The sequence below is a fragment of the Enterobacter asburiae genome (assembly GCF_024599655.1).
Classification (GTDB): Bacteria; Pseudomonadota; Gammaproteobacteria; order Enterobacterales; family Enterobacteriaceae; genus Enterobacter; species Enterobacter asburiae_D.
In genome coordinates, this window is the sequence record NZ_CP102247.1 from 462137 (window position 1) to 481878 (window position 19742).

General features: G+C 56.9%; 18 protein-coding genes. 11 read left to right on the forward strand and 7 right to left on the reverse strand.

The window, feature by feature from the left end:
• Positions 1–44: 44 nt before the first annotated feature.
• The 6 genes from aroB to trpS all read left to right on the forward strand — a co-directional run bounded on the left by aroB (position 45) and on the right by trpS (position 5892).
• A complete protein-coding gene (aroB, locus tag NQ230_RS02120; RefSeq protein WP_121426116.1) occupies positions 45–1133 on the forward strand; it encodes a 3-dehydroquinate synthase in 1089 nt (362 codons plus the stop codon).
• Positions 1134–1225: 92 nt separating this feature from the next.
• The gene (damX, locus tag NQ230_RS02125; protein ID WP_257259770.1) at positions 1226–2542 is read left to right on the forward strand and encodes a cell division protein DamX; all 1317 of its coding nucleotides are present in this window, start codon (positions 1226–1228) and stop codon (positions 2540–2542) included.
• 67 nt (positions 2543–2609) lie between these two features.
• A complete protein-coding gene (gene dam / locus NQ230_RS02130; RefSeq protein WP_023309480.1) occupies positions 2610–3422 on the forward strand; it encodes an adenine-specific DNA-methyltransferase in 813 nt (270 codons plus the stop codon).
• Positions 3423–3463: 41 nt separating this feature from the next.
• Positions 3464–4141, forward strand: coding sequence for a ribulose-phosphate 3-epimerase (gene rpe / locus NQ230_RS02135; protein ID WP_024907923.1), 678 nt, complete (start codon positions 3464–3466; stop codon positions 4139–4141).
• Positions 4134–4895, forward strand: a complete 762-nt coding sequence (gph, locus tag NQ230_RS02140; RefSeq protein WP_213822715.1) for a phosphoglycolate phosphatase — start codon at positions 4134–4136, stop codon at positions 4893–4895. The genes rpe and gph overlap by 8 nt, the downstream gene beginning before the upstream one ends.
• Positions 4888–5892: a tryptophan--tRNA ligase gene (gene trpS / locus NQ230_RS02145; protein ID WP_193140123.1), complete on the forward strand. Its 1005-nt coding sequence runs from the start codon at positions 4888–4890 to the stop codon at positions 5890–5892. Before gph ends, trpS begins: the two co-directional genes overlap by 8 nt.
• A 139-nt stretch (positions 5893–6031) precedes the next feature.
• Here trpS and NQ230_RS02150 read toward each other — a convergent pair whose 3' ends face one another.
• The 4 genes from NQ230_RS02150 to nirB all read right to left on the reverse strand — a co-directional run bounded on the left by NQ230_RS02150 (position 6032) and on the right by nirB (position 10720).
• A complete protein-coding gene (locus NQ230_RS02150) occupies positions 6032–6202 on the reverse strand; it encodes a YhfL family protein (protein WP_008503029.1) in 171 nt (56 codons plus the stop codon).
• A gap of 143 nt (positions 6203–6345) precedes the next feature.
• On the reverse strand, positions 6346–7719 hold the full coding sequence (gene cysG / locus NQ230_RS02155) for a siroheme synthase CysG (protein WP_257259773.1): 1374 nt from the start codon (positions 7717–7719) through the stop codon (positions 6346–6348).
• Between the two features lie 134 nt (positions 7720–7853).
• The gene (nirD, locus tag NQ230_RS02160) at positions 7854–8180 is read right to left on the reverse strand and encodes a nitrite reductase small subunit NirD (protein ID WP_121426111.1); all 327 of its coding nucleotides are present in this window, start codon (positions 8178–8180) and stop codon (positions 7854–7856) included.
• Positions 8177–10720, reverse strand: a complete 2544-nt coding sequence (gene nirB / locus NQ230_RS02165) for a nitrite reductase large subunit NirB (protein ID WP_257259776.1) — start codon at positions 10718–10720, stop codon at positions 8177–8179. Before nirB ends, nirD begins: the two co-directional genes overlap by 4 nt.
• Positions 10721–10959: 239 nt before the next feature.
• On the opposite strand from nirB, the gene NQ230_RS02170 reads away from it, so the two are divergent.
• The gene (locus NQ230_RS02170; protein ID WP_257259778.1) at positions 10960–12276 is read left to right on the forward strand and encodes a cytosine deaminase; all 1317 of its coding nucleotides are present in this window, start codon (positions 10960–10962) and stop codon (positions 12274–12276) included.
• Positions 12277–12279: 3 nt separating this feature from the next.
• On the opposite strand, the gene tsgA is transcribed toward NQ230_RS02170, so the two are convergent.
• Complete coding sequence (tsgA, locus tag NQ230_RS02175) at positions 12280–13464, reverse strand: MFS transporter TsgA (RefSeq protein ID WP_121426109.1); 1185 nt, start codon at positions 13462–13464, stop codon at positions 12280–12282.
• A 278-nt stretch (positions 13465–13742) separates the two neighbouring features.
• On the opposite strand from tsgA, the gene ppiA reads away from it, so the two are divergent.
• The 4 genes from ppiA to argD all read left to right on the forward strand — a co-directional run bounded on the left by ppiA (position 13743) and on the right by argD (position 16907).
• Complete coding sequence (gene ppiA, locus NQ230_RS02180) at positions 13743–14315, forward strand: peptidylprolyl isomerase A (RefSeq protein ID WP_023309471.1); 573 nt, start codon at positions 13743–13745, stop codon at positions 14313–14315.
• Positions 14316–14421: 106 nt separating this feature from the next.
• Entirely contained in the window at positions 14422–15006 is a 585-nt protein-coding gene (locus NQ230_RS02185; RefSeq protein ID WP_159515045.1) for a putative adenosine monophosphate-protein transferase Fic, read from the forward strand.
• A gap of 30 nt (positions 15007–15036) precedes the next feature.
• On the forward strand, positions 15037–15600 hold the full coding sequence (gene pabA, locus NQ230_RS02190; protein WP_257259779.1) for an aminodeoxychorismate synthase component 2: 564 nt from the start codon (positions 15037–15039) through the stop codon (positions 15598–15600).
• An 86-nt stretch (positions 15601–15686) separates the two neighbouring features.
• Positions 15687–16907: a bifunctional acetylornithine/succinyldiaminopimelate transaminase gene (gene argD, locus NQ230_RS02195; RefSeq protein WP_029742139.1), complete on the forward strand. Its 1221-nt coding sequence runs from the start codon at positions 15687–15689 to the stop codon at positions 16905–16907.
• Here argD and NQ230_RS02200 read toward each other — a convergent pair.
• Both NQ230_RS02200 and crp read right to left on the reverse strand, forming a co-directional pair.
• Positions 16904–18991: a YccS/YhfK family putative transporter gene (locus NQ230_RS02200; RefSeq protein ID WP_121426106.1), complete on the reverse strand. Its 2088-nt coding sequence runs from the start codon at positions 18989–18991 to the stop codon at positions 16904–16906. The genes argD and NQ230_RS02200 overlap by 4 nt on opposite strands.
• A gap of 57 nt (positions 18992–19048) precedes the next feature.
• Positions 19049–19681: a cAMP-activated global transcriptional regulator CRP gene (gene crp, locus NQ230_RS02205; RefSeq protein WP_000242758.1), complete on the reverse strand. Its 633-nt coding sequence runs from the start codon at positions 19679–19681 to the stop codon at positions 19049–19051.
• Positions 19682–19742 lie beyond the last annotated feature (61 nt).

The following is a 19742-nucleotide window of genomic DNA, read 5'->3' on the forward strand; positions in this document are numbered from 1 at the left end:
TACACTCGCCTGCGGGTAAAAGCATTAAAGGTGGATGTCGCGTCATGGAGAGGATTACAGTTACTCTCGGGGAACGTAGTTACCCTATCACCATCGCGGCTGGTTTGTTTAACGACCCAGCTTCCTTTTTACCACTGAAAGCGGGTGATCAGGCGATGCTGGTCACCAATGAGACGCTGGCTCCGCTTTATCTCGACCGCGTACGCCACCTGCTTGAGCAGGCGGGCGTAAAAGTCGACAGTGTGATTCTCCCCGATGGCGAGCAGTATAAAAGCCTGACGGTACTGGATACCGTCTTTACCGCATTGCTGCAAAAACCGCACGGTCGCGATACAACACTGCTTGCCCTGGGCGGCGGTGTTGTGGGCGATCTGACCGGCTTTGCGGCCGCAAGCTATCAACGTGGCGTCCGTTTTATTCAAATCCCGACCACGTTGCTGTCCCAGGTCGACTCCTCTGTGGGTGGCAAAACGGCAGTCAACCATCCGCTCGGCAAAAACATGATTGGCGCGTTCTACCAGCCCGCATCGGTGGTGGTGGATCTCGACTGTCTGAAAACCCTGCCGAAGCGCGAACTGGCTTCTGGTCTGGCGGAAGTGATCAAATACGGCATTATTCTGGATGGCGAGTTCTTTAACTGGCTGGAAGAGAATATGGATGCGCTGCTGTGCCTGGATGAGGCTAAACTGGCATACTGCATCCGCCGTTGTTGTGAGCTGAAAGCAGAAGTTGTCGCAGCAGACGAGCGTGAAACGGGCTTACGTGCTTTACTGAATCTTGGGCATACGTTTGGTCACGCGATTGAAGCCGAAATGGGTTACGGTAACTGGCTGCACGGTGAAGCCGTCGCGGCTGGAATGGTAATGGCTGCCCGCACTTCAGAACGTCTCGGGCAGTTCACACCGGAAGAGACGGCACGCATCATTGCGCTGCTTGAGCGTGCAGGTTTGCCGGTGACCGGACCGCAGGAGATGTCGGCGCAAGCGTATTTACCCCACATGATGCGCGATAAAAAAGTATTGGCAGGTGAGATGCGTCTTGTACTCCCGCTTGCAATAGGGAAGAGTGAAGTGCGCGGCGGAGTGCCGCACGATGTCGTTCTTGGCGCTATCGCTGATTGTCAGCAGGCGTAACAACTAGAAAGGTCAGGCCACTGTCGCCGGTGGTCGTTTAGCTTCAGGTGAAATGCAAAGTCGTTAGCATAAGCCTTTGAGTGGGGTGTTAAATGGATGAATTCAAACCAGAAGACGAGCTGAAACCCGATCCCAGCGATCGTCGTACTGGTCGTTCTCGTCAATCTTCAGAACGTGATAACGAGCCGCAGATCAACTTTGACGATGTTGATCTGGATGCAGACGATCGTCGCCCTTCGCGCAGCCGCAACGCGCACGAAGAGCGAGCAGAAGAGGATTATGAGTCCGAAGAAGATTCAATGGACGAACAGCCTGTAGAGCGTCGCCCGCGTAAACGTAAAAAAGCCGCTGCGCCTAAACCGGCGTCCCGCCAGTACATTATGATGGGCCTTGGCGTTCTGGTGCTTGTGCTGCTGATTGTCGGCATTGGCTCCGCGCTTAAAGCACCGTCAACGAACTCAACCGAGCAAACTGCTTCCGCTGAGAAGAGCATCAACCTGTCCGGTAACGATGCGACCAATCAGGCGAATGGCGCACAGCCTGCACCGGGTGCGACTTCCGCAGAGCAGACCGCAGGTAACACCACAGCGCCGCAGGATGTTTCTCTGCCGCCCGTTTCTTCAACCCCAGCTCAGGGTCAGGCACCTGCTACGCCTGAAGGCCAGCAGCGCGTAGAAGTTCAGGGTGACCTGAACAATGCGCTGACGCAGCCGCAGAACCAGCAGCAGGTTGATAACGTCGTGGTTAACTCCACGCTGCCAACCGAGCCGGCAACCGTTGCCCCTGTTCGCGGTGGTAACGCACAACCGCAAACGGCTGCGACGGAAACCAAACCGCGCCAGACGCAAACTGCGACGCGTCCTGAACGTAAGCAGGCGGTGATTGAGCCTAAGCGTGAAACCAAACCTCAGGCAGTCGTCAAAGCGCCTGAAGTGAAAGCCGTACCGGCACAGCCGAAGCACACCGAAATGGCTGCGGTGAGCGAGCCTGCTAAAGCGCCAGTCTCGCAGACTGCGCCGAAAGCAACGGCGACCACAACGGCACCGGCTGCCACAGCTGCACCTGCAGCAACGGCTCCAGCAGCCACGGCAACAGCCTCCAGCAGCGCCGCAGGCAAAACTGCAGGTAACGTTGGTTCGTTGAAGTCTGCGCCATCCAGTAACTACACGCTGCAGCTGAGCAGTTCGTCTAACTATGACAACCTCAACAGCTGGGCGAAGAAATCAAATCTGAAAAACTACGTTGTTTATCAGACGACCCGTAACGGTCAACCTTGGTATGTGCTGGTCAGCGGCGTTTATTCGTCCAAAGATGAAGCGAAACGTGCCGTTGCGGCACTGCCAGCGGATGTTCAGGCGAAAAACCCGTGGGCGAAGCCGATTCATCAGGTTCAGGCCGATCTGAAGTAATGTTTAAAGCGCAGGATGCTGTCGGAGCTTTCTCCACAGCCGGAGAAGGTGTAATCAGTTAGTCAGCATGAAAAAAAATCGCGCTTTTCTGAAATGGGCAGGGGGGAAATACCCCCTGCTCGATGATATTAAAAAGCACCTGCCTAAAGGCGAGTGTCTTATCGAGCCTTTCGTGGGTGCGGGATCGGTGTTCCTCAACACCGATTTTTCTCGTTATATCCTGGCGGATATCAACAACGACCTTATCAGCCTCTATAACATCGTTAAGCTGCGTACCGAAGAGTATGTCGCAGAGGCGCGCAAGCTGTTTACGCCGGAGAATAATCACCCGGACGTTTACTACCAGTTCCGCACTGAGTTTAATCAGAGTCAGGATCCGTTCCGCAGAGCGCTGCTGTTCCTCTATCTCAACCGCCATGGTTACAACGGCCTGTGCCGGTATAATCTGCGCGGGGAATTTAACGTACCGTTTGGTCGCTATAAACGCCCGTATTTCCCGCAGGACGAGCTGTATCACTTTGCCGAAAAAGCGCAGAACGCAGAGTTTCATTGCCTCTCCTATGAAGAGTGTATGGAACTGGCAGGCGTAAACTCGGTGGTTTACTGTGACCCACCTTACGCCCCCCTGTCTGCAACGGCGAATTTCACCGCTTATCACACCAACAGCTTCAGCCCTGCCGAACAGGCGCGTCTGGCGGAGATGGCGGAAAAGCTGGTCAGCAAAAGAATTCCGGTGTTAATTTCGAATCACGATACCCCTGATACGCGCGAATGGTACAAAGCCGCGAAGCATTTTCAGGTCAAAGTGCGGCGTAGCATTAGCAGCAACGGCGGCACACGTAAAAAGGTGGACGAACTTCTGGCTCTTTATCGCCCCTGAGCCGTTTTGCCCGCCGGTAAACACATTTCAAGGAGAAGCGGATGAAACAGTTTTTGATTGCTCCCTCAATTCTGTCGGCCGATTTTGCCCGCCTGGGTGAAGACACAGCCAAAGCTCTCGCGGCTGGCGCAGATGTCGTCCATTTCGACGTTATGGACAACCACTACGTCCCGAATCTGACCATTGGCCCAATGGTGCTTAAGGCATTGCGTAACTATGGCATTACCGCGCCGATCGACGTTCACCTGATGGTGAAGCCTGTTGATCGCATCGTGCCTGACTTCGCCGCAGCGGGTGCCAGCATCATCACTTTCCATCCGGAAGCCTCTGAACACGTCGACCGCACGCTGCAGCTGATCAAAGAGAACGGCTGTAAAGCAGGGCTGGTGTTTAACCCGGCCACGCCGCTGAGCTATCTCGACTATGTCATGGACAAGCTGGACGTGATCCTGCTGATGTCCGTGAACCCGGGCTTTGGCGGTCAGTCGTTTATCCCCCACACGCTGGATAAGCTGCGTGAAGTGCGCCGTCGTATTGATGAGTCTGGTTACGATATTCGTCTGGAAGTGGACGGCGGGGTTAAAGTGAATAACATTGGTGAAATTGCGGCAGCGGGCGCGGATATGTTCGTTGCAGGTTCGGCAATTTTCGACCAGCCGGATTACAAAAAAGTCATTGATGAAATGCGCCGTGAGCTGGCGAAGGTAAGTCATGGATAAATTGCAGGCAATTCGGGGTGTGGCATTCGACCTCGACGGCACGCTGGTCGACAGCGCGCCGGGCTTAACGAGCGCCGTAGACCAGGCGTTGTACGCTCTTGAACTGCCCGTTGCGGGCGAAGAACGCGTAGTGACGTGGATTGGCAACGGTGCCGATGTTCTGATGGAGCGCGCGTTGACGTGGGCTCGTCAGGAGCGCGCGTCGCAGCGTTCCGCGCAGGGTAAACCGAGCGTTGACCACGCTGACATCCCGAAGGATGAGCAGCTGCGTATTCTGCGTAAACTGTTCGATCGTTTCTACGAAGAGACCGTCGAGGAGGGCAGTTTCCTGTTCCCGGACGTTCAGGAAACGCTGAGCGCGCTGCACGCGAAGGGCCTCCCGCTGGGGCTGGTGACCAACAAGCCAACCCCGTTCGTTGCGCCTCTGCTGGAAGCGCTCGATATCGCGAAGTACTTCTCCGTGATTGTGGGCGGCGATGACGTGCAGAACAAAAAGCCGCATCCGGAACCACTGTTGCTGGTGGCAGGAAAATTATCCTTAACGCCTGCGGAGCTGCTCTTTGTCGGGGATTCGCGCAATGATATTCTGGCTGCCCGAGCGGCAGGGTGTCCTTCCGTCGGATTAACCTATGGTTACAACTACGGTGAGGCCATCACGCTAAGTGAGCCGGATGTGGTCTTCGACCACTTCAAAGATTTGTTGCCCGCACTCGGGCTTTCGCACAGTGAACATCAGGAATTGAATCATGACTAAGCCCATCGTTTTTAGTGGCGCACAGCCTTCAGGTGAATTGACCATTGGTAACTACATGGGTGCGTTACGTCAGTGGGTCAGCATGCAGGATGACTACCATTGCATTTACTGCATCGTCGATCTCCACGCGATTACCGCGCGTCAGGATCCTGAGAAGCTGCGTAAAGCCACCCTGGATACGCTGGCGCTGTACCTGGCCTGCGGCATCGATCCAGAGAAGAGCACCATTTTCGTTCAGTCTCACGTGCCAGAGCACGCGCAGCTGGGCTGGGCGCTGAACTGCTACACCTATTTCGGTGAGCTGAGCCGCATGACCCAGTTCAAGGATAAATCCGCGCGCTACTCTGAAAACATCAACGCTGGCCTGTTCGACTATCCGGTGCTGATGGCGGCGGACATCCTGCTGTATCAAACCAATCAGGTGCCGGTAGGTGAAGACCAGAAGCAGCATCTGGAGCTGAGCCGCGATATCGCCCAGCGCTTTAACGCGATTTACGGTGATGTGTTTAAAGTGCCAGAGCCGTTTATTCCAAAATCCGGCGCGCGCGTGATGTCGCTGCTGGAGCCGACCAAGAAGATGTCTAAGTCTGACGATAACCGCAACAACGTTATTGGCCTGCTGGAAGATCCGAAATCCGTCGTCAAAAAGCTCAAGCGTGCGGTCACCGACTCCGACGAGCCGCCTGTTGTGCGCTACGACGTGCAGAACAAAGCGGGCGTCTCCAACCTGCTGGATATCCTCTCCGGCGTGACCGGCCAGAGCATTCCTGAGCTGGAGCAGCACTTCGAAGGCAAGATGTACGGCCACCTGAAAGGTGAAGTGGCAGACGCCGTTTCCGGCATGCTGACCGAGCTGCAGGAGCGCTATCATCGCTACCGCAACGACGAAGCTTTCCTGCAGAAGGTGATGAAAGACGGCGCGGAAAAAGCCAGCGCGCGCGCGTCTGAAACCCTGAAAGCGGTGTATGAAGCGATTGGGTTTGTGGGTAAACCTTAAGCCTGCTTTGCCGGGTGGCGCTAACGCTTACCCGGCCTACGGGATCCTGTAGGTCGGGTAAGCGTTAGCGCCACCCGACGAAAAACCGCCCAAACAAAAAAACCGGGAAAGCCCCGGTTTTTTTACGCCTGAAAATCGCTTACTGCTGCGCCGCCGGACCGCAACCGCCGATGATCTTCGAAATGGAGATCGCCGGGTGCAGCAGATAATCGTAGCTGCAGTTATTTTTGGTGTTCTGTACGTGACCGGTGCAGGCAGTCAGAGTCGATAACAGGCCAACCAGAACGGCGGCTTTTGCCAGTTTGAACATACGCATTCCTTGTCTTAAAAACGAAAATTGGATGTAACTCAAGGGAATAAAGGGAAAAGTTCCACTTCGGGGCGGTATGTTATCGACAGCGGTAAGAGGGGAGTAGTCCGCTTAAGGACTACTCCGGAAAGGAAGAATATGCGTTAGTGATTCGAGAACCAGTTCAGCTTGTCGCGCAGTTCAACCACACGACCCACCACAATCAGCGCCGGGCTTTCAACCTGCTGCGCCAGCTCGCCGAGCTGCGTCAGCACGCCGTTCACCACGCGCTGCTTGATGGACGTACCGTTTTCCACCAGCGCGACCGGCATATCTGCCTCCATGCCGTGCTCCAGCAGCTTCGCCTGGATAGTCGCGGCCTGGTTCAACCCCATGTAGAACACCAGCGTCTGCTTTTCGGCGGCCAGGTTATGCCAGTCCAGCTCGCTGCCGGTTTTCAGGTGCCCCGTCACCAGACGCACGCTCTGGGCGTAGTCGCGGTGGGTCAGCGGAATGCCAGAGTAGGCTGAACAACCGGATGCCGCCGTAATGCCCGGCACGACAGAGAACGGAATGCCCGCGTCACACAGGGTTTCCAGCTCCTCGCCGCCGCGCCCAAAGATAAACGGATCGCCGCCCTTAAGGCGTACCACGCGCTTACCTTTCTGCGCTTCGCGCAGTAGGATCTGGTTAATCTCCTCCTGCGGCACGCAGTGGTAGCCCGCGCGCTTGCCGACGAATACGCGGTCGGCGTCGCGGCGCACCAGGTTCATGATGTCATCGGAGACCAGGCGGTCATAAACCACGATATCGGCCTGCTGGATCTGCTGTAGCCCTTTCAGCGTCAGCAGGCCCGCATCTCCCGGCCCGGCCCCGACCAGCACCACTTCGCCGCGATGATCCAGCGGCTCGCTCAGCAGCCGCTCGGTCGTCTCTTCAACGGCTTTGGTGTCCTGATTGGCCAGCGACTGCGCCAGCCTGTCGTTCACAAAGAATTTTTCCCAGAAGCGACGGCGCTCGCCCACGGTCGTGAAGGTTTGCTTCACGCGGGAACGCAGCTGCCCGGCGTAATGGGCAATCTGACCAAGATGCTGGGGTAGCAAGGCCTCCAGCTTTTCCCGCAGCAGGCGGGCGAGAACCGGCGAGCGTCCGCCGGACGATACCGCAATCATCAGCGGCGAGCGGTCGATAATCGACGGCATGATAAAGCTGGCCTCTTTCGGCGCATCCACCACGTTGCAGAAGATGCGGCGCGCTTCGCAGGCGTCGCTAACGCGCTGGTTTACTTCATCATTATCCGTCGCGGCGATGGTCAGCCAGCAGGTATTCAGAAGGGATTCATTAAACTCCCCCTGTTCCAGCGTGAGCATCCCTTCCTGGGCCCAGACCTCAAACTGTGGGGCAAAGGCGAGGGCGTTGACGGTCAGTCGGGCCCCAGCCTCTAACAGCAGGCGCGCTTTGCGTTCGGCCACGTCGCCGCCGCCCACCAGCAGGCAGTCGCGGTTGCGTAATTGACAAAAAATCGGCAGGTGATCCACGACGTTACCTCGCAGCATTCATGGAGGGGTAAGAATTGACGTCAGGATAACAGCAGGAATCGTACAAAACATACGGTTTTTCCTGCCGTTACCCATAAGGGGTCATAAGCTTTTCGTATTGAAAAGGCGGGGGATTAGCCTTTCAGCTGCACCTTGCCGTCCTTCACGCGAACGTCATAGTGCTTCACTGAATGACTCTCATCTTCCATGCAGTAGCCGTCGCTTAAGCGGAAACGCTGCTTTTTCAGCGGACTGGCGACCCACAGCTCCCCCTGATGTTCGGCAATCAAGCCGCGGGAGAGTACGCTGGCTTCGAAGAACGGGTCGATATTGCTGATGGCAAAAACCTGTTCATCGTGGCGAGGGCGGAAAATCGCGACCTGTTCTTTGCCCAGCAGCGCGCACACGCCGGTGGCGGGGGTGATGTCGTTAATATCGCAAATGTTTATCCACTGGCTCATGCGTTTTCCTCCACCAGCGTCACCGGAATACGCTCATACGGTGTCGCCGGACGATGCTGTTCACGCTCCGGCACAACCTGTACGTTCGGGTCGCGCTGGGTGCTGTTGATAAAGTGTTTGAAGCGCGTCTGCGCCGCCGGGGTGTTGACGGTTTCCGTCCACTCGCAGATCACCGCCTCGCGAAGGCGCGCCATCTCGGCTTCCAGATGTTCGTTCAGACCCAGCTTGTCATCGATGATGACCGATTTCAGGTAATCGATGCCGCCTTCCAGATTATCGAGCCAGGAAGCGGTACGGGTCAGCTTATCGGCGGTACGGATGTAGAACATCATGAAGCGGTCGAGATACTGAATCAGCGTGTCGCGATCGAGATCCGCCGCCAGCAGGTCCGCATGGCGTGGCTTCATCCCGCCGTTGCCGCAGACGTACAGATTCCAGCCTTTCTCTGTGGCGATGATACCCACGTCTTTACTCTGCGCTTCCGCACATTCGCGGGTACAGCCGGAGACGCCAAACTTCATTTTGTGCGGGGTGCGGATGCCTTTGTAGCGGTTCTCCAGCTCCACGCCGAAGCCCACGCTATCGCCGACGCCGTAGCGGCACCAGGTGCTGCCCACGCAGGTTTTTGCCATGCGCAGCGCTTTTGCGTACGCGTGGCCGGTTTCGAAGCCGGCTTCAATCAGCTGACGCCAGATTTCCGGCAGGTCGTCCTTCTGCGCGCCAAACAGGCCGATACGCTGGGAGCCGGTGATTTTGGTGTACAGATTAAATTCACGGGCGATACGGCCTACGGCCACCAGCCCTTCCGGCGTGATTTCGCCACCGGCGGAACGTGGAATAACGGAGTAGGTGCCGTCTTTCTGGATGTTGGCCAGGAAATTGTCGTTGGTGTCCTGCAGCGGCGTATGCTCGGGTTTAAGCACGTACTCGTTCCAGCAGGAGGCCAGCAGGGAGCCGACGGTCGGTTTACAGACTTCGCAGCCGTAGCCCTGGCCGTGCTTCGCCAGCAGTTCGTCGAAGGACTTAATGCCCTCCACGCGGATCAGGTGGTACAGCTCCTGGCGAGAATACGCGAAGTGCTCGCACAGGTTGTTGTTCACTTCGATGCCCTGTTTCGCCAGCTCGGCGTTCAGCACCTGAGTGACCAGCGGAATACAGCCGCCGCAGCCGGTACCGGCTTTGGTTTCGGCTTTCAGGGCCGCCACGGTGTGGCAGCCTTTGTTGATGGCGGAGATCAGCATGCCTTTGGTGACGTCGAAGCAGGAGCAAATCTGCGCGCTGTCCGGCAGTTTATCCACGCCGATAGACGGCTTGCCGCTTGAGGCATGAGCCGGGAGGATCAGCGCGTCCGGGTTTTCCGGCAGTTCGATGGCGTTCAGCACCAGCTGGAGCAGGTTGCCGAAGTCGCTGGTGTCGCCCACCAGCACCGCACCGAGCAGGGTTTTATTGTCCTGGCTGACGATAAGGCGTTTGTAGACTTCTTTGCTTTCGTCGAGATAGACATAGCTGCGGGAATTCGGGGTGCGGCCGTGCGCATCGCCAATACCGCCCACGTCCACGCCCAGCAGCTTCAGCTTGGCGCTCATGTCTGCACCGGTAAACGCGTTTTCGCTGCCGAGGATATGGTCCACGGCGACCTGCGCCATTTTGTAGCCCGGCGCCACCAGGCCGTATACGCGGTTGTTCCAGCTGGCGCATTCGCCGATGGCGTAGATATCCGGATCGGAGGTCTGGCAGGCGTCGTTGATCATGATCCCGCCGCGCTGCGCCACGGCCAGACCGCACTGGGTCGCCAGCTTGTCGCGCGGACGAATACCGGTGGAGAAGACGATGAAGTCCACTTCCAGCTCGCTGCCGTCGGCAAAGCGCATGGTTTTGCGTGCTTCTGTCCCTTCCTGAACGATCTCTTTAGTGTTCTTGCTGGTGTGAACCTTCACGCCCATGCTTTCGATTTTACGACGCAGCTGGTCGCCGCCCATATGGTCCAGCTGTTCGGCCATCAGCATCGGGGCAAATTCGATGACGTGGGTTTCAACGCCGAGGTTTTTCAGCGCGCCAGCCGCTTCCAGGCCCAGCAGACCGCCGCCGACAACCGCACCGCGTTTGCTTCGGCGCGCGCAGGACTCAATGGCGTTGAGGTCCTCAATGGTACGGTAGACGAAGCAATCTTGAGTTTCCGAGCCTTTGATCGGCGGGATCCACGGATAGGAGCCCGTCGCCATGATCAGCTTGTCGTAAAAAACCGTACGCCCGGCGCTGGAGTGGATCACTTTTTCCTGACGGTTGATGGTGATAGCGCGTTCGCCCACCAGCACTTTTACGCCATGCTTCTCGTAGAAACCTTCCCGCACCAGAGAGAGCTCTTCGGCGGTATGATGGGAGAAGTAGGAAGACAGGTGCACACGGTCGTACGCCTTGCGGGGTTCTTCACAGAACACGGTAATATCGAACTGCTCAGCATCGGCCTTATCGAGAAGATCCTCAATAAAGCGGTGGCCGACCATGCCGTTACCGATGATAGCGAGTCTGACTTTGCTCATTATTGCCTCGATTTCTTTTCTATTATTGCCTACCTTAACGATTCAGCAGGGGCGCTTATTGATGCAAATCAAATACGTCTTCGCCTACTCCTTAGGTGGTATGCGACTGATTTGTCAGGATTTTTATAAGTGGCGGAAATCGCAGGCTTTTCGTGCTCGTTGAATTTGTGTACAAATCAGGGGCGGTTTTGCCAAAATCGATACGCCTGAATATCAGCGGCGTTTTTTAGGGGAAAGGTATGTCTACAACACCGTTATGGCTTGTTCAGAATGTTCGTTTACCGGGTCGGGAAGGGCTGTGGCAGCTTGCCATTGAGAACGGGCGATTTGGTGACATCACCCCGATGGACGACACCCACGCCGAAAGTTATGAAGTATTGAACGCGCGCGGCGGGCTTGCTATCCCGCCGTTCATTGAGCCGCATATCCATCTTGATACGACCCAGACCGCGGGCGAGCCGAACTGGAACCAGTCCGGCACGCTGTTCGAAGGCATTGAGCGCTGGGCGGAGCGCAAGGCGCTGCTCAGTCATGAGGATGTGAAAGCGCGCGCCTGGAAAACGCTGAAGTGGCAAATTGCCAACGGCATCCAGTTTGTCCGTACCCATGTGGATGTCTCCGACCCGACGCTTACCGCCCTTAAGGCGATGCTGGAGGTGAAGCAGGAGGTGGCCCCGTGGGTGACGCTACAAATCGTCGCGTTCCCGCAGGAAGGTATTCTCTCTTACCCGAACGGCGCGGCGCTGCTGGAAGAGGCGTTAAGGCTGGGGGCCGACGTGGTGGGGGCGATCCCACACTTTGAGTTCACCCGCGAGTATGGCGTGCAGTCGCTGCACATCGCGTTTGAGCTGGCGAAGAAGTATGACCGTCCTCTGGATATCCACTGCGATGAAATTGACGACGAACAGTCGCGGTTTGTCGAGACGGTGGCAACGCTGGCGTACGAAGCAGGTATCGGCCCGCGCGTGACGGCCAGCCACACCACCGCCATGCACTCCTACAACGGCGCTTACACCTCGCGGCTCTTCCGTCTGCTGAAAATGTCGGGGATTAACTTCGTCGCTAACCCGCTGGTCAATATTCACCTGCAGGGGCGCTTTGATGACTATCCGAAGCGCCGCGGCATCACCCGGGTGAAAGAGCTGCAGGAGGCGGGCATTAACGTCTGCTTCGGTCATGACGACGTCTTCGACCCGTGGTACCCGCTCGGCACCGGCAACATGCTGCAGGTGCTGCATATGGGGCTGCACGTCTGCCAGATGATGGGCTATCCGCAAATCGACCGCGGACTGAATCTCATCACCCATAACAGCGCCCGGACCTTCGGTCTGAGCGATTACGGTATTGCCACGGGAAACCCGGCGAACCTGATTATTCTGCCTGCGGAGAGCGGGTTTGAAGCGGTGCGCTGCCAGGTGCGGGTGCGCTGGTCGATTCGTCAGGGACGCGTGATTGCCACAACGCAGCTGGCGCAGACGTGGATCCAGACGGACGTCGGGGGAGAAGAGGTAAGCTTTGCCAGAAACAGCCCCTCTGCAGAGCGCAAAGGGGCGTAAGGGTTAGTGAGACGCTGCTGCCGCGTTGTGCTGGCGGTGGCGGGTCACGAAGCCCAGGATGAAGCACATGATGAACACCACGGCATACAGACCGTTAGCGGTGTGCAGCGCCGCCAGCGGGCCGCTGTGGGCCACGATCGGGCCGGTTACCACGAAGGTCAGCATGGTGCCGATGGTGCCGCAGGTCAGGACGAAGTTAACCAGCTTCGGCGAGGCCACTTTGGTCTGCAGGGAACCCAGGGTGATGATCGAGGTATAAATGGCGCTGGAGAAGAAGCCCAGGGTCAGAATGAACCACGGCATATGTTCCGGTGAACCGTTGATGAACAGGTACATCAGCACGGTCGCCATGCCTGCCAGCACGGTCAGAATGCGCTGCAGGTCGAAGAAGCGCAGGATGAAGCTAAACGCCCACATGCCGAACATGTAAGACATCCAGAAATCGCTTACCAGTTGACCCGCATCGTTCAGGCTCATGCCCAGACCTTTGGCGTATTCCGGTACCCAGGAGATAAAGCCCAGCTGGCCCAGGATGTAGCACAGGGCGGCAACGGAGAGGAACAGCACGCCGATGCCCCATTTTTCTTTCGCAACGGGCTCGGCGGTGGTTTGCGCTTTCTTGCCCAGCACCGGGAATTCGCAGCCAAAGGTCAGGATAAAGATCGCCACGTAGACCAGACCGATGCAGGCATAGACCCAGTACCACTCGATGCTGCGCGCCAGCAGAACGGCCGCGACCATCGGGAAAATCATTCCGGCCATGCTGAAGAAGGAGTCGGTAAACAGCAGGCGCGCGCCGCGCTGGCGGCCTTCATACATATGGGTAATCAGGAACGTACCGATCGACATGGTGATCCCGCTGACCAGACCGAGCACGAACATGGCGGCTGAGAACAGCGCGATGCTGTGGCTCAGCATCAGGCCCGCCACGGCGGCGACCATCAGCACAAAGCCAAAACGCAGCTGGGTTTTCAGTGGGACGATTTCCATCAGCCAGGCATTCAGGAAGATAGAGATCAGGATCCCTGCGTTGAGGAAGGTGAAGGTATTACTCATGCTGGAAACGGGCAGCTGGAAGTAGTCTGCGATATTCCCCATCACCATCCCGGTGACGATCACCAACGCGCCGGTCAGGGCGTAGGAGAAGAAGCTGATCCATGTGAGCTTGATGCGATTGCTGTTAGTCATGTCTGGCCTGTTCAGAAAAAGAAAAGCGCCCAGGGGGCGCTGAGAGCGGGCAGATTTTAGACATTAAAGTGATCCATTCATATCTTTTAAGAGAAATTAGAAGTTCATTGCATGGTTTTGTGTGATCTTGATCACACAAAAAGGCGCTAAAGCCAACCGTTTGCGCGGTTACAACTGTTTCAATTTCGTAAAATTAGGTAAAAGGCTGGTCTCCGTTCATACTGCTCTTTAGAATCAAGCCATTCGCTTTTTATACTGCGCTTTGTTAAGGAATTCTCATGCTCAAATCAACACTGGCGGCTGTCGCAGCTGTGTTTGCTCTTTCTGCCGTTTCCCCTGCTGCGCTGGCGGCCAAAGGGGACCCTCACGTTCTGCTGACCACCTCCGCCGGGAACATTGAGCTGGAACTGAATAGCCAGAAAGCTCCGGTTTCTGTGAAAAACTTCCTCGACTACGTGAACAGTGGTTTCTATAACAACACCACCTTCCACCGCGTGATCCCGGGCTTTATGGTGCAGGGCGGCGGCTTCAACGAGCAGATGCAGCAGAAACAGCCGAACCCGCCTATTAAAAACGAAGCGGACAACGGCCTGCTGAACAAGCGCGGCACCATCTCCATGGCGCGTACCGCAGACAAAGACAGCGCGACCAGCCAGTTCTTCCTCAACGTGGCGGATAACGCCTTCCTCGACCACGGTCAGCGCGACTTCGGCTATGCCGTTTTCGGTAAAATCGTGAAAGGGATGGACGTGGCCGACAAGATTTCTCAGGTGCCTACTCACGACGTCGGTCCGTATCAGAATGTGCCGTCAAAACCGGTGGTTATCCTCTCCGCAAAAGTTCTGCCGTAATTCTTCTGAACGCGGGCTTCTCCTGCCCGCGTTATGTAACCCTCCCTGCGAAAGCGCGTTTTGCTGCTTATACTTGTGGCAAACGGACTATTCAGGGAGGCGTTAAGTGAAAAAACTCACCGACAAGCAAAAATCCCGTCTCTGGGAGCAGCAGCGTAACGTCAATTTACAGGCCAGTTGTCTCCTTGAAAAAGGTAATGGTCCCTCAGAACCCCATATTGAGACGCTGGCGCTTGGGCCTTCTGCGCCCGGGTTGCCCCATCTGTGTCTGATTCACCGTCATTTGTACCGCAGCGAGATGAAGCGGGCAGGCGAGCTCCGTACCGACGATATTTTTAAAGGTGACATCCCCTTCTGCCATTTTGAGTACATCGAGAAGATGGGCAACGAGCTGATGGCGGCGCTGGAAGGCGAAAAGTATCTTGTGGGTCTTGAGAAAGCGGCGTTTGTTGACCGGGTTAGCCACTATTACTGCGAAATCAACATGCTGCATCCCTTCATGCGCGGCAACGGTATTGCCCAGCGCGTTTTCTTCGAGCAGCTGGCGCTCCACGCGGGTTACGCGCTGGACTGGCGGGATATCGATCCCGAGCAGTGGGTGGCGGCGAACCGAAGTGGCGCAACGGGAGATTTAACCGCGTTAAACGCTATCTTTGCCAAAGTAGTGAGCGAAGCGCGGGAATCTGAGTAGAATAGGGCGGCATTTTTTTCGGGAGCCGCCATGATTCTGCTGATTGATAACTACGATTCCTTCACCTGGAACCTTTACCAGTATTTTTGTGAACTGGGTGCAGAGGTGGTTGTCCGCCGCAACGACGAGATCGATCTCGCCGATATCGAGACGCTGGCTCCGCAGAAAATCGTGATTTCTCCGGGGCCGTGTACGCCGTCGGAGTCGGGTGTTTCTCTGGATGTTATCCGCCACTTTGCAGGCAAACTGCCGATCCTGGGCGTCTGTTTGGGCCATCAGGCGATTGCCCAGGCGTTTGGTGCCACTATCGTGCGCGCCGCCAAAGTGATGCACGGAAAAACCTCTCCTGTCACCCACACCGGCACCGGGGTATTCACGGGGCTCAATAACCCGTTAACCGTGACGCGCTACCATTCCCTGGTCATTGACCCATCGACGCTGCCCGACTGCTTTGAGGTGACCGCCTGGAGCGATACGCAGGAGATCATGGGGATTCGTCACCGCGAATGGGACCTCGAAGGCGTGCAGTTCCACCCGGAAAGCATCCTCAGCGAGCAGGGGCACGCGCTGCTGGCAAATTTCCTCAATCGCTGAATATCTGTTGCCTTGCTGTGATTTTTTATGCATATTTTGTGATTATATTTTCACAATCACTGTGACATAAAATGGATGGTCATGACATGGCAACTGAACAACCAGCAATTACCCGCGCGACTTTCGATGAAGTGATCCTGCCGATTTATGCACCGGCTGAATTTATCCCGGTGAAGGGAAAGGGCAGCCGCGTCTGGGATCAGCAGGGTAAAGAGTATGTGGATTTTGCGGGCGGTATTGCGGTCACGGCGCTGGGTCATTGCCATCCCGCGCTGGTGGAGGCGCTGAAAACCCAGGGCGAAACCCTGTGGCACACCAGCAACGTGTTCACCAACGAACCGGCGCTGCGCCTGGGACGTAAGATCATCGATGCCACCTTCGCCGAGCGCGTGCTGTTTATGAACTCCGGCACCGAAGCCAACGAAACCGCTTTTAAGCTGGCGCGCTACTACGCGACAACGCGCCACAGCCCGTACAAAACCAAAATCATCGCCTTCCATAACGCCTTCCACGGACGCTCCTTCTTTACCGTTTCCGTTGGCGGCCAGCCGAAGTATTCCGACGGGTTTGGCCCGAAGCCGGCCGATATCGTCCACGTGCCGTTTAACGATCTGCATGCGGTGAAAGCGGTGATGGACGACCATACCTGCGCGGTGGTGGTCGAGCCGATCCAGGGTGAAGGCGGCGTGACCGCGGCAACCCCTGAATTCCTGAAAGGGCTGCGCGCGCTGTGCGACGAACATCAGGCGCTGCTGGTCTTTGATGAAGTGCAGTGCGGGATGGGGCGTACCGGCGATCTGTTCGCGTATATGCACTACGGCGTGACGCCGGATATTCTGACCAGCGCTAAAGCGCTCGGCGGTGGTTTCCCGGTGAGTGCGGTACTGACAACGCAGGAGATCGCCTCCGCGTTCCACGTCGGTTCTCACGGCTCTACCTACGGCGGCAACCCGCTGGCGAGCGCCGTGGCGGGCGCCGCATTCGACATTATCAACACGCCGGAGGTGTTGAACGCCGTGAGCGCGAAGCGCGAGCTGTTCGTAAAACACCTGCAAAAGATTGATGAGCAGTACGACGTGTTCAGCGAAATCCGCGGGATGGGGCTGTTGATTGGCGCCGAGCTGAAGCCGCAGTACAAGGGCCGCGCGCGTGATTTCCTGCACGCCGCCGCGCACGAAGGGGTGATGGTGCTCAATGCCGGGCCGGACGTGATGCGCTTTGCGCCGTCGCTGGTGGTGGAAGACAGGGATATTGAGGACGGGTTAACCCGCTTTGCCGCGGCGGTCGCGAAGATCGTAAAAGGCTAATACTCGGTTCGCTTTAACCGGCGGGTTAACCAAATCCCGTGATGCGGACGCTGACGCCATGCCACCGACGAAATGGTGTGCATGGTGTTCAGATGTCCCAGAACGCGCTGCAAATGCTGCTCCAGCGTGCTCATTGGCCCGTGGGTTAACGTCTCCGGCGCTTCCAGAATGTTCGAATCTCCCGACTCACCCGGCGAGTCATACTCCAGACGCTGCTGACAGCGCTGCAGCGCAATTTCACACGACTGCAAATAGCGCTGCGCCAGATCGGGCGTCAGCATCGTGTGCTCGCGCGCCAGCGTGGTCATGGCGTTAATGTGCTCGACGATAAACTGGCTGTGCGTCACCCAGAGCTTCATGTCTGCAAGATAGTGCGAGTTAAAGCCCGGCTCCTGCATCGCCTGGTTGAGCGAGTTAAACAGAGCGTTGTGCGCCTGGTTGACCTTCATCCGCTGCCAGGCCAGCGGCGTCGGTTGAGGATTGTCGCTGAGGATCAGCCTGATGGCCTCCTGATCCGCTTCCAGCGCGTCGTGGGCGTTCTGGCGCAGCAGTCCGCTTTGCCACTGCGGCCACAGCCAGACCATGCCGCCAAAGGCAATCAGACAGCCGATCAGGGTATCAATCAGCCTGGCGACAATAAACTGTTCGCCATTGAGCGTGAGCAGCTGCAGGGTATATACCGCCGTCACCGTAAAGCCCACCATCGCCCAGCCGTAGTTTTTGCGGATAATCAGGTAGCTCACCAGCGTAACCGCCAGCATGCCTGCCAGGGTATAACCTTGCGGCACGTGGAAGTGCAGCGTCACCCCCGCAATGATCAGCCCGGCCATCGTTCCGCCAGCCCGATGCAGAATACGCACCCGCGTGGCGCCGTAGCCGTTCTGGGTGACAAACAGCACGGTCATTAAGATCCAGTAGGGTTTCGGCAGGTGCAGCGCCATGCCCATCAGGCTGGCGGTACTGAGCATCACGCTAATCCTTGCGGCGTTGCGCAGGGCGGACGATTTAAGAGAAAGATAGCTTTTGAGCGCGGGCAATAGCGGAAGCCGTTTCTGCTTATCCGCCATCAGGTCGCGGGGATAAAGCGGGCGCTGCGTGCGCAACACGCGGGCGATGCGGCTGAAGTGCCAGGCGGCAAACTGGCCGACGGGGTTATCCGGATGCTGACGGGCGATTTTCTCCAGCGCGCCCAGCTGCTTATCCATGTTAAAGCGCGTCGGGTAGCGGTGATAGAGAATGTCATCGGCCAGCACGCGCAGGCGTGCGGATACGGTCTGCGCGTTCCAGCGGATCACCGCTTCGGCGTGGCTGCGCTCGACCAGCTTTTGCACCTCCTGCGGGTGGTGCAGGCTCACGGAGATATGCTCCTGCAGATCCAGCCCGACCTGGAAGGTGCGCAGCAGCCGTTTGTACTCGTGGTTCTTGTTGGCGGCGAGCATATGCAGCTGCTGATAGCACTGGCTAATCAGATCCACCACCTTCTGCTGGCGCGTCAGCAGCGGCGGTAAGGACTTTTCCGGATCGGTATGCTGGGTGAGCAGGGTGTATTTGGCTTCGCAGTAATCCGCAAGCTGCACATAGAGCAGGCTCAGGGATTCACGCAGCGGCTGTTCGCGCCACAGCCAGAACCAAAACCAGTTAAACAGCCCGTACCATAATGTCCCCAGGGCATAGATCAGCAGCGGCTCCCACACCGGCATATTCCCGGCGAGGCTCAGCGTGAAAATAGCTGCAATCAGCGAGGCGGGAAGCAGGCGGGCGTGCAGCGAACTGATTTCCGCCGTGACGCCGAGGGTCATCGCCAGCACGGTCAGGATCAGCGGCAGCGGGATATCACGAGCCAGTAATAGCTGTACGGCGAGGCTACAGCCCGCAAACAGGCAGCCGCCGATAATCAGGCGTTTGAAAAAGCGCTTATGCGGCGTGTCCAGACCGGCGATGTTGCAGCAGGCAGGCACGAGGGAAAACAGCAGACCTTGCTGAAGATGTCCGAGGATCAGGCCTATGGCCACGGGAAGACACAACACCAGCGTTTGTCGCAGTGCGTAGTTAACTTCCGGGTGATAGATCAGCCTGCGCCACATGGGGAGTAGAGACAAAAACGGCGTGACACCTTGCGATGGCACGCCGTTTAAGCGGAATTAACGCGTTCCGTAAACCACGATGGTTTTACCGTGGGCGGAGATCAGGTTTTGATCTTCCAGCATTTTCAGGATACGGCCCACTGTTTCACGGGAGCAACCGACGATTTGACCAATTTCCTGACGGGTAATTTTAATTTGCATGCCGTCCGGGTGGGTCATAGCGTCTGGCTGTTTCGCCAGGTTCAGCAGGGTTTGTGCGATACGGCCGGTAACGTCCAGGAAGGCGAGGTTACCCACTTTCTCTGACGTGACCTGCAGACGGCGCGCCATCTGGGAAGAAAGACGCATCAGGATGTCAGGGTTAACCTGAATCAGCTGACGGAACTTCTTGTAAGAAATTTCAGCCACTTCACATGCTGTCTTTGCACGAACCCAGGCGCTACGTTCCTGGCCCTCTTCAAACAGGCCCAGTTCACCGATGAAATCGCCCTGGTTCAGATAAGAAAGGATCATCTCTTTCCCTTCTTCATCTTTGATCAGCACTGCCACCGAGCCTTTAACGATGTAATACAACGTTTCCGCTTTTTCACCCTGGTGAATCAGCGTGCTCTTTGATGGGTACTTATGAATGTGGCAATGAGACAAGAACCATTCGAGAGTCGGGTCTGTTTGCGGTTTGCCAAGCACCATGCGCTGTTATCCTCTGTTATAAGCTGTCACCAGAGTCATCAGATGCATCCGGACTCTGGGG

Coding starts and splice junctions, on each gene's coding strand:
- nirB (WP_257259776.1), bottom strand. CDS start 10,720: ATGAGCAAAGTCAGACTCGCTATCATCGGTAACGGCATGGTCGGCCAC.
- nirD (WP_121426111.1), bottom strand. CDS start 8,180: ATGAGCCAGTGGATAAACATTTGCGATATTAACGACATCACCCCCGCC.
- aroB (WP_121426116.1), top strand. CDS start 45: ATGGAGAGGATTACAGTTACTCTCGGGGAACGTAGTTACCCTATCACC.
- ppiA (WP_023309471.1), top strand. CDS start 13,743: ATGCTCAAATCAACACTGGCGGCTGTCGCAGCTGTGTTTGCTCTTTCT.
- crp (WP_000242758.1), bottom strand. CDS start 19,681: ATGGTGCTTGGCAAACCGCAAACAGACCCGACTCTCGAATGGTTCTTG.
- NQ230_RS02170 (WP_257259778.1), top strand. CDS start 10,960: ATGTCTACAACACCGTTATGGCTTGTTCAGAATGTTCGTTTACCGGGT.
- dam (WP_023309480.1), top strand. CDS start 2,610: ATGAAAAAAAATCGCGCTTTTCTGAAATGGGCAGGGGGGAAATACCCC.
- NQ230_RS02150 (WP_008503029.1), bottom strand. CDS start 6,202: ATGTTCAAACTGGCAAAAGCCGCCGTTCTGGTTGGCCTGTTATCGACT.
- NQ230_RS02200 (WP_121426106.1), bottom strand. CDS start 18,991: ATGTGGCGCAGGCTGATCTATCACCCGGAAGTTAACTACGCACTGCGA.
- rpe (WP_024907923.1), top strand. CDS start 3,464: ATGAAACAGTTTTTGATTGCTCCCTCAATTCTGTCGGCCGATTTTGCC.
- tsgA (WP_121426109.1), bottom strand. CDS start 13,464: ATGACTAACAGCAATCGCATCAAGCTCACATGGATCAGCTTCTTCTCC.
- damX (WP_257259770.1), top strand. CDS start 1,226: ATGGATGAATTCAAACCAGAAGACGAGCTGAAACCCGATCCCAGCGAT.
- gph (WP_213822715.1), top strand. CDS start 4,134: ATGGATAAATTGCAGGCAATTCGGGGTGTGGCATTCGACCTCGACGGC.
- trpS (WP_193140123.1), top strand. CDS start 4,888: ATGACTAAGCCCATCGTTTTTAGTGGCGCACAGCCTTCAGGTGAATTG.
- pabA (WP_257259779.1), top strand. CDS start 15,037: ATGATTCTGCTGATTGATAACTACGATTCCTTCACCTGGAACCTTTAC.
- argD (WP_029742139.1), top strand. CDS start 15,687: ATGGCAACTGAACAACCAGCAATTACCCGCGCGACTTTCGATGAAGTG.